We start from the raw sequence: 7,454 nt of genomic DNA on the forward strand, positions 1-7,454 counted from the left end.
TGCCGCGGGCTCTGCCCCTAGCTCTCCACCTCCCTCCCCCCCCCTTTGTCGCCCCCCCCCCCCCCCCCCCACAACCCGACCGCGCAGCGATTTCTGAACATTTCGATCCGGCTACGCGGTTAGAGTCCAGCGTCCCCCATCACTCTGAACGTCTTCATGCGTACCTTGCTCCTGCTGCCCCTGGCCCTGCTCGCTGCCTGTTCCACCACGCCCACCGAGCTGGATCCGATTTCGTATCAATGCCAGCAGCAGTTGGACGCGTACCGCGAACAACCGGCGCTGCGCGATCCGAAGGGACAGCGCCCGCCGCTGCCGGTGGCCCCGATCAGCGACGCCTGCGACAAGGAACTCCAGCGCAAGGGCCTGGACCGCCCGCTGCGCTGACCGGCGTATGATCGGCGCGCGGGCCTGCCCGCCGTTGAAGGTATCGACATGGATCGTTTTTCCCGCCTGCCCCGCGCCGCGCTGCTGATCGCCAGCCTGCTGGCGACTGCACCGGCCTGGGCCAACAGCACCGAATGCCGCGAGCGCTACCCGAGCGTGGCCGCGCAGGCGGCGATGCTGGACGTGGCCTGGACCACCGCCGAGCGTCTCGATGCGCTGCCCGATGTGGACGTGGTGATCGCCGCGCGCGGTGGCCAGGACCTGAGCCGATACGGCCTGCGCCACAGCCACCTGGCCTTCCTGCTGCGCGAGGACGACGGCCGCTGGCGCGCGATGCACCTGCTCAACCGCTGCAAGACCGACAGCTCGCAGCTGTACCACGAAGGCCTCGGCAACTTCGTCGGCGAGAGCGGCGGCCATACCGACCTGCGCATCGGCGTGCCGTCGGCGCCGCTGCGTGCTGCATTGAAGGCGATGCTGGTGTCGCCGTCGATCCAGCCCAAGGCGCTGCACGAGACCAGGTACAACGTGGTCGCCTACCCGTTCGCCACCGACTACCAGAACTCCAACCAGTGGGTACTGGAGGTGCTGGCGGCAGCGATGGCACAGGCCGACGGTGCGCCGGCCATCGTCAAGCGCGAACAGGCCCAGCAATGGCTGCGCCAGCAGAAGTACCAGCCCAGCGTGCTGCATATCGGCTTGGGCAAGCGCGTGGGTGCGCGCCTGTTCATTGCAAACGCCACCACCACCGACCATCCGGCCGGCGAGCGCATCTCCGGCAACTATTCGGTGGTGACGGTGGAATCGGTGTTCGATTTCCTGCACCAGCGCAGCCAGCTGCAGCAGGAACTGGTGATCCCTCACGTGCCGGTAGCTGGTGCTGCCGCCGCCACGCCCTGAATCCAGCAAGGAGAACGACATGCGTACCCTGCCCGCCGTCCTGATGCCGATGCTGATCGTCGCAAGCCTGGCCTGGTCCACGGCCGCTCATGCAGAGCGCCGCATCGTGATCATCCACGACCCGGGCCCGCAGGGACCGAGCCTGGAGATGTCCACGCAGATGGTGACGTCGGCCCGCGCGGCGGCGGCGAAGGAAGCCCAGGATGCCGCCGACGCTGGCCAGCCGCTGGCCCGCCCACAGCAGATCAAGCTGCCGCAGATGCAGGTGAGCGCGATCGCCACCACCGTGGATGGCCGCCGCGAAGTGCTGCTGCGCGATGCCAACGATCCGCAGAACACCGCATCGATGCAGTACCCGCGCGGCATCGGCGATCCCGCCGTGCAGTTCACCGTGGGCCAGACCGTGAACTTCGAGCCGACCGGCGCCGACCAGGGCTGGCAGCTGAAGGACAACCAGGGCCGTCCACTGGAATACCTGCCCGAGGCCACCGGCCCGCGCGACATCTTCGATACCCGGCGCTGAGCCGCCGTCCCCACCCTGACCAGGAGGTCTCCATGTTCCGTTGCCTGCGCGTTCCCGCCACTGCCCTGCTGCTTTCGGCGCTGGTGGTGCCCACCGTCCATGCCGGCGCCGCGCCGCAGTTGAACAGCGGCCAGACCAGCGTGCTGGTCACGTCGCTGATCGTGCTGTCGATTCCGTTGGCCACGTCGATGGGACTGGCCGAACTGTCCAAGGCCCCGTTCAAGGCCAGCGAGCGCAACGGCAAGGTCGCCGCACGCACGCCGGCGGTGCCGCTGCCACCGATGGAAGTGAAGCAGGTCGCCACCACGCCAGCCGGTGATCGCCAGGTGCACCTGCAGGTGCCCGGCAAGGCCGACCAGACCGCAACGCTGCAATGGCCGGCGGCTGCAGGCGATGATCCGATTGCCGGTTTCGTCGTCGGCCAGCAGGTGCGCTTCGACCCGACCGACGCGGGTGCCGGCTGGACCGTGAAGAGCGCGCAGGGCCAGGCGCTGGCCTATGTGCCGACCGCCTATGCCGCCGGCGATGTGATGAGCGAAACGCTGTAAAGCTGAACGGCCGGTTTTGGCATTGCCGCGAGCCGGGCGGATAATGGGGGATTACCTTTGTCCCCCTGGCTCGCCATGTCCGTGCGTCCTGCCCCTGTGTTTGCCCCGTTGACCGCCCGCGCCCTGGTGCTGGCGGTGCTGGCCATGGGCGCGGTGGTGCTGCTGTCCAACGTACTGGTGCAGTACCCGATCAACGATTGGCTGACGTGGGGTGCTTTCAGTTACCCGGTCGCGTTCCTGGTCAGCAACCTGATCAACCGCCGCTTCGGCCCGGGCCCCGCCCGCCGCGTGGCGTGGATCGGTTTCGCGGTGGCGGTGCTGCTTTCGATCTGGGTGGCCACCCCGCGCATCGCCATTGCCTCGTGCTCGGCCTTCATCGTGGCCCAGCTGCTGGACATCACCGTGTTCGACCGCCTGCGCCGTGGCAGCTGGTGGCGCGCACCGATGGTGGCCACCACCTGCAGCGCCACGGTGGATACCACCATTTTCTGGTCGATCGCGTTTGCCGGTTCGACCCTGCCGTGGGTGAGCTGGGCTGCCGGCGACCTGGCGGTGAAGCTGGCGATTGGCGTCTGCCTGCTGGCCCCGTTCCGCGCGCTGTTGTGGAAGATGGCGCCGCTGCGCGCCACCAGCTGACCGCCATTGATCTGGTAGCTGCCAACAGCGGGTCATCGCCGGCCATTGATCCGGTGGGTGCCGACCGTTGGTCGGCACGCCCTGCAGAACTCATCGCTGCCGACAGATTGTGCCGACCAACGGTCGGTACCCACCCAAAGTTGTTGCAGCATTTGCACCCACTCAGGCGAATGGCAGCTCCGCGGCGATGCACGCTGCCGTAATCGCTGCACATGCCTCCTCAATCGCGGGCGTGGTCGGTGCCAGTCGCGGACGTCGATCCAGCGTGCAGGCGAGGCCAACATCCAGCAACGTGGCATGTGCTCCATGCAATGCCTGCGCCGTGTCTTCCGGCAGAAAACCAGCAACCGCCAACGCATCGATCAACGAAGGTGTATCGCGCGGCTGCAGCAGCGCTGCATGCCGCGCGCTACGCGCCAACACACCGGTCTGCAGCAGGAACTCCAGGTCCACCACGCCACCGGCACCCTGCTTCAGGTCCAGCCGCGCGGCATCGCTGCGGTCCAGTTCGGTGCGCATGCGGCCGCGCATCTTCAGCACGTCCGCGTACAGCACACCCGTGTCGCGCTCACGCCCAAGCGTCTGCGCACGCACCTGCTCGAAGTCGGCCAGCAGGCTGGCATCGCCGGCCACGCCACGCGCGCGCACCAGCGCCTGGTGTTCCCAGGTCCACGCGCGTTCGCGCTGGTATTCGGTGTAGCTGGCCAGCGAAGACACCAGTGAACCCTTGCCGCCATCCGGGCGCAGGCGCACGTCGATGTCGTACAGGCGCCCGGCGGCGGTCACCGCACCAAGCAGCGCCATCACCTTCTGCGCGAGGCGCGCATACCAGCGCCCCGGCTCCAGCGGACGCGCGCCATTGCTGGCATCCACGCCGGCCGGGTTGTCGTGCAGGAACACCAGGTCCAGGTCGGAACCGAAGCCCAGTTCAAGCCCACCGAGGCTGCCATAGCCGATGATCGCGAAACGCCCGCCGGGAATCTCGCCGTGTGCGGCATGCATGTCCGCTTCGGCCATCGCCAACACGGTGACCACCACGGCCTGCGCCAGCTCGGCCAGTTGCCGCGTGCTGTCCACCGCACCCTGGCGGCCATCCAGCGTGGCCATCGCCATGCGGAAGCTGAGTGCCAGCCGCGTTTCATTGAGCCAGCGCAGTGCGGATTCGGGATCCTCCACTGCCAGTACCTGTTGGCACTCCGCCAGCATGCCGGCGGCATCGGGCATCGGCCCGGACACGCGCACGTCCAGCAGTTCGTCCAGCAGCAGCGGATACGCCGCCAACCGTTCGGCCAGCAGCGCGCTGCGCGCCAGCACGTCCACCAACCGCGCCAGTGCGCTGGGCTGTTCGTCCAGCAAGGCGAGATAGCTCGTCCGGCGCAGCACCGCCTGCAGCAGGCCGAGCACGCGCTTGAGCGCGGCATCCGGCTGCGGCGAACGCGTGGCCGCATGCAGCAGCGCGGGCAGCACGCGATCCAGCCGCGCACGCGCGGCATCGGACAACGACTTCACGCCGGTGCCCTGGGCGAAGTCGCGCAGCGACTGGTCAGCGCCGTTGGCATCGAGGAAACCGGCTTCGGCCAGCAGCGGTGCGTTGCTGCCTTCGGGCAGGCTGCGCCAGTAGTTGGCCAGCGCATCGGGCGCGGCCTGGCCCTTGCGCGGTGCCAGCAGCGCGGCGAATTCAGTACTGACGCGCTGCTGCTGTTCGGCCAGCGCCGCGCGCAGCACCTCCCAATCCGGATAGCCCAGACCCACGGCGATGCGTTCGCGGTCGAGCGCATCACTGGGCAACACATGGGTCTGCGCGTCACGCAGCATCTGCAGGCGGTTTTCCAGCCGGCGCAGGAACAGGTAGGCCTCGCGCAGCGCACTGCCGTCCTCGGGCGCGATCTGCCCGGCGGCCACCAGTGCGTCCAGCGCCACCAGCAGCCGACGCTCGCGCAATGCCGGTTCGCGACCACCGCGGATCAGCTGCAGCGCCTGGCACAGGAATTCGATCTCGCGGATGCCACCGGCACCGCGCTTGATGTCGTCGTGCAGTTCGCGGCGTGCGACTTCAGCGGTGATGGCCGCCTTCATTTCGCGCAGGCCGTCTAGCGCGGTGAAATCCAGGTAGCGGCGGTACACGAACGGGCGCAGGGTCTGCAGCCACGCCTCACCGGCCTCGATATCGCCGGCCACCGCGCGCGCCTTCAGCCACGCATAGCGTTCCCAGTCGCGGCCCTCGCGCTGGAAATACTGGTCCATCGCCGCGAACGACAGCGCGACCCGACCGGCGCTGCCGAACGGGCGCAGGCGCAGGTCGACGCGGTGGCTGAAGCCATCGACGGTGGTTTCGTCCAGCAGCTTGGCCAGGCGCTGGCCGAGACGGGCGAAGTATTCCTCGGCGGCCAGCGGGCGCGGGCCGTCCGATTCGCCGCCCTGCGGATAGGCGTAGACCAGATCCACATCGGAACTGAAGTTGAGCTCGCCACCGCCGAGCTTGCCGAGGCCGAACACCACCAGCTGCTGCGGGATGCCGTGTTCATCGGCGATCACACCGTGGCGCTGGGCGAATTCCTGCTGCAGGGCGTCCAGTGCCAGCCGCAGGCAGTCCTCTGCCAGCGTGGTGGCACCTGCGAGGGTCTGCGGCACGTCGTCGAGGCCGGCCAGGTCGCGCCAGATCAGCCGTGTGGACATCGCGGTGCGCCAGCGCCGGATCTGCGCCGGCCAGTCGCTGGGCTGCAGAGGATCGAGCACCGGCGCCGGGATCGGCGGGCAGCCGGGCGCGGCCAGCTGTGCCAGCAAGGCCGGTTGCCGCACCAGGGTGTCCAGCGCGAAGTCGCTGCTCACCGCCAGCCGGGTCAGCAACGGCAGCAGGTTGGCCGGGATGGGCTCGGGCAGGACCTGGGCCAGGCGCGCCAAGGCGCGGTCGACAAGAGGCTGCAGGGAGGCGGGCACGTCAGCGGGGGCGAGGGTCATGGGCTGATTGTATCGACCCGTTAACGCCGGCCGCTGCCCAGCGAATCCGATGACCCGGTAGTGCCGGCCGCTGGCCGGCAGATCCGGAGTTGCCGGCCAGCGGCCGGCGCTACCGTCCGGGTTCCGGCTCCACCGGCACGATTGCCGCCTCACCATCTTCAGCACCCGGCGAACGCACATCCGCGGTGCGTGCACGTGGACCGCGCGGCATATCCAGCTCATCTTCGTGTTGCAGCCGCGCACGCACCTGCGGCAGCGACTGCGGATGCTCACGGGCGAGGAAATCGAGCATGCGCTCGCGCACCAGGCAACGCAGATCGAAGGCATCGCCCGAGCTGCGCGCGCTGACCAGCAGGCGCACCTGGATCGCACGCTCGCTGGTCTCGGTCACCTGGGTCACGCAGACCCGGCCATCCCACAGCGCTTCGCCACGGCAGATGCGTTCCAGCTCAGCGCGGATCGCGGCAATCGGCGCACGGTAGTCCAACCACAGGAACGCGGTGCCGAGCAGATCGGCGCTGCGCCGCGTCCAGTTCTGGAACGGGTTTTCGATGAACCAGGTCAGCGGCACCACCATCCGTCGCTCATCCCAGATGCGCACCACCACATAGCTGCTGCCGATCTCCTCGATGCGGCCCCACTCGCCCTCGACGATCACCACGTCATCCAGCCGGATCGGCTGCGTCACCGCAATCTGCAGGCCAGCGATCAGGTTGCCGAACACCGGCTTGGCCGCGATACCCGCCACCAGGCCGATCAGGCCTGCCGATGCCAGCAGCGCGGTGCCGATCTTCTGCACCATCGGGAAGGTCAACAGCACCAGCGATGCGCCCAGCACGATGATGCCGCCCATCAGCACGCGGCTGAGCACCCGCGTCTGGGTCTGGATGCGGCGCGCTTCCAGATTGTCGGAGACATCGATGGGATGACTGCGCAGGATCGCGCGCTCGCCCGCCGCCACCGCGCGTACCAGCAACCAGATGAAGCACGCGGTCAGCGCGATGTGCAGCACATGCTGCAGGTTGCCCAGCACCGGCTCCTGCAGTGGCGTGGCCTGCAATGCGGGGATCAACAACAGCAGCGGCCATGCGGTGGCCAGTGGTAACCCGAGCACGCGACCGATGCGTGCACGCCGGCGATCACGCCCTTTCAATCGATGGTAGATCCAGAGGATCAGCCACGCGCCGATGCCACCCACTACTGCTGCCAATCCCAACGGCCATGCGTAGGCCTGTGCGCTTTGCCAGTGCACCGTTGCCACCTCCACTCGAACAGCAAGCGGACAGCCTCGCGCATGACGCATGAGTGTCACGTCAGTCGTTCGTAAGGAGGGTGTTGATCGGCAGGGCTTGCAGCCCTGCACCTGCTGCGAGCCGAAGCAACAGCAACAGCAACAGCCGAAGCAGAAGCGGGTTTCCTGTGGGGTGGCGGGGCGGGTCCGGTTGCGGGGGACGCTGCAAGTACGTCCATGTAAGCTCGGTCGCCGCATCCATGCGGCTCACGCC

7 protein-coding genes and 1 pseudogene are annotated in these 7,454 nt (G+C 68.3%); 5 read left to right on the plus strand and 3 right to left on the minus strand.

Annotation, left to right across the window (positions count from 1 at the left end; genetic code table 11):
- Nucleotides 1-156 precede the first annotated feature (156 nt).
- The 5 genes from ABE423_RS20125 to ABE423_RS20145 all read left to right on the plus strand — a co-directional run bounded on the left by ABE423_RS20125 (nucleotide 157) and on the right by ABE423_RS20145 (nucleotide 2,991).
- The gene (locus ABE423_RS20125; protein WP_125895960.1) at nucleotides 157-384 is read left to right on the plus strand and encodes a hypothetical protein; all 228 of its coding nucleotides are present in this window, start codon (nucleotides 157-159) and stop codon (nucleotides 382-384) included.
- A 48-nt stretch (nucleotides 385-432) separates the two neighbouring features.
- Nucleotides 433-1,284, plus strand: coding sequence for a DUF2145 domain-containing protein (locus tag ABE423_RS20130; protein WP_125895959.1), 852 nt, complete (start codon nucleotides 433-435; stop codon nucleotides 1,282-1,284).
- A gap of 19 nt (nucleotides 1,285-1,303) precedes the next feature.
- On the plus strand, nucleotides 1,304-1,807 hold the full coding sequence (locus ABE423_RS20135) for a hypothetical protein (protein ID WP_004139502.1): 504 nt from the start codon (nucleotides 1,304-1,306) through the stop codon (nucleotides 1,805-1,807).
- 32 nt (nucleotides 1,808-1,839) lie between these two features.
- On the plus strand, nucleotides 1,840-2,355 hold the full coding sequence (locus ABE423_RS20140; protein ID WP_004139500.1) for a hypothetical protein: 516 nt from the start codon (nucleotides 1,840-1,842) through the stop codon (nucleotides 2,353-2,355).
- Between the two features lie 75 nt (nucleotides 2,356-2,430).
- Complete coding sequence (locus tag ABE423_RS20145) at nucleotides 2,431-2,991, plus strand: queuosine precursor transporter (RefSeq protein ID WP_087921316.1); 561 nt, start codon at nucleotides 2,431-2,433, stop codon at nucleotides 2,989-2,991.
- 162 nt (nucleotides 2,992-3,153) lie between these two features.
- On the opposite strand, the gene glnE is transcribed toward ABE423_RS20145, so the two are convergent.
- The 3 genes and pseudogenes from glnE to ABE423_RS20160 all read right to left on the minus strand — a co-directional run.
- Entirely contained in the window at nucleotides 3,154-5,949 is a 2,796-nt protein-coding gene (gene glnE, locus ABE423_RS20150; RefSeq protein WP_180838265.1) for a bifunctional [glutamate--ammonia ligase]-adenylyl-L-tyrosine phosphorylase/[glutamate--ammonia-ligase] adenylyltransferase, read from the minus strand.
- Between the two features lie 109 nt (nucleotides 5,950-6,058).
- Entirely contained in the window at nucleotides 6,059-7,201 is a 1,143-nt protein-coding gene (locus ABE423_RS20155; RefSeq protein WP_125896002.1) for a mechanosensitive ion channel family protein, read from the minus strand.
- Nucleotides 7,202-7,262: 61 nt separating this feature from the next.
- Nucleotides 7,263-7,454 (minus strand): annotated as a pseudogene (locus tag ABE423_RS20160) (hypothetical protein); the annotation flags it as partial.

This window comes from Stenotrophomonas sp. TWI1409 (genome assembly GCF_039673015.1).
Lineage (GTDB): Bacteria > Pseudomonadota > Gammaproteobacteria > Xanthomonadales > Xanthomonadaceae > Stenotrophomonas > Stenotrophomonas maltophilia_A.

What these genes read in the sequence shown, in the direction of transcription:
- glnE (WP_180838265.1), bottom strand. Translation starts at nt 5,949, where the DNA reads ATGACCCTCGCCCCCGCTGACGTGCCCGCCTCCCTGCAGCCTCTTGTC.
- ABE423_RS20125 (WP_125895960.1), top strand. Translation starts at nt 157, where the DNA reads ATGCGTACCTTGCTCCTGCTGCCCCTGGCCCTGCTCGCTGCCTGTTCC.
- ABE423_RS20135 (WP_004139502.1), top strand. Translation starts at nt 1,304, where the DNA reads ATGCGTACCCTGCCCGCCGTCCTGATGCCGATGCTGATCGTCGCAAGC.
- ABE423_RS20130 (WP_125895959.1), top strand. Translation starts at nt 433, where the DNA reads ATGGATCGTTTTTCCCGCCTGCCCCGCGCCGCGCTGCTGATCGCCAGC.
- ABE423_RS20145 (WP_087921316.1), top strand. Translation starts at nt 2,431, where the DNA reads ATGTCCGTGCGTCCTGCCCCTGTGTTTGCCCCGTTGACCGCCCGCGCC.
- ABE423_RS20140 (WP_004139500.1), top strand. Translation starts at nt 1,840, where the DNA reads ATGTTCCGTTGCCTGCGCGTTCCCGCCACTGCCCTGCTGCTTTCGGCG.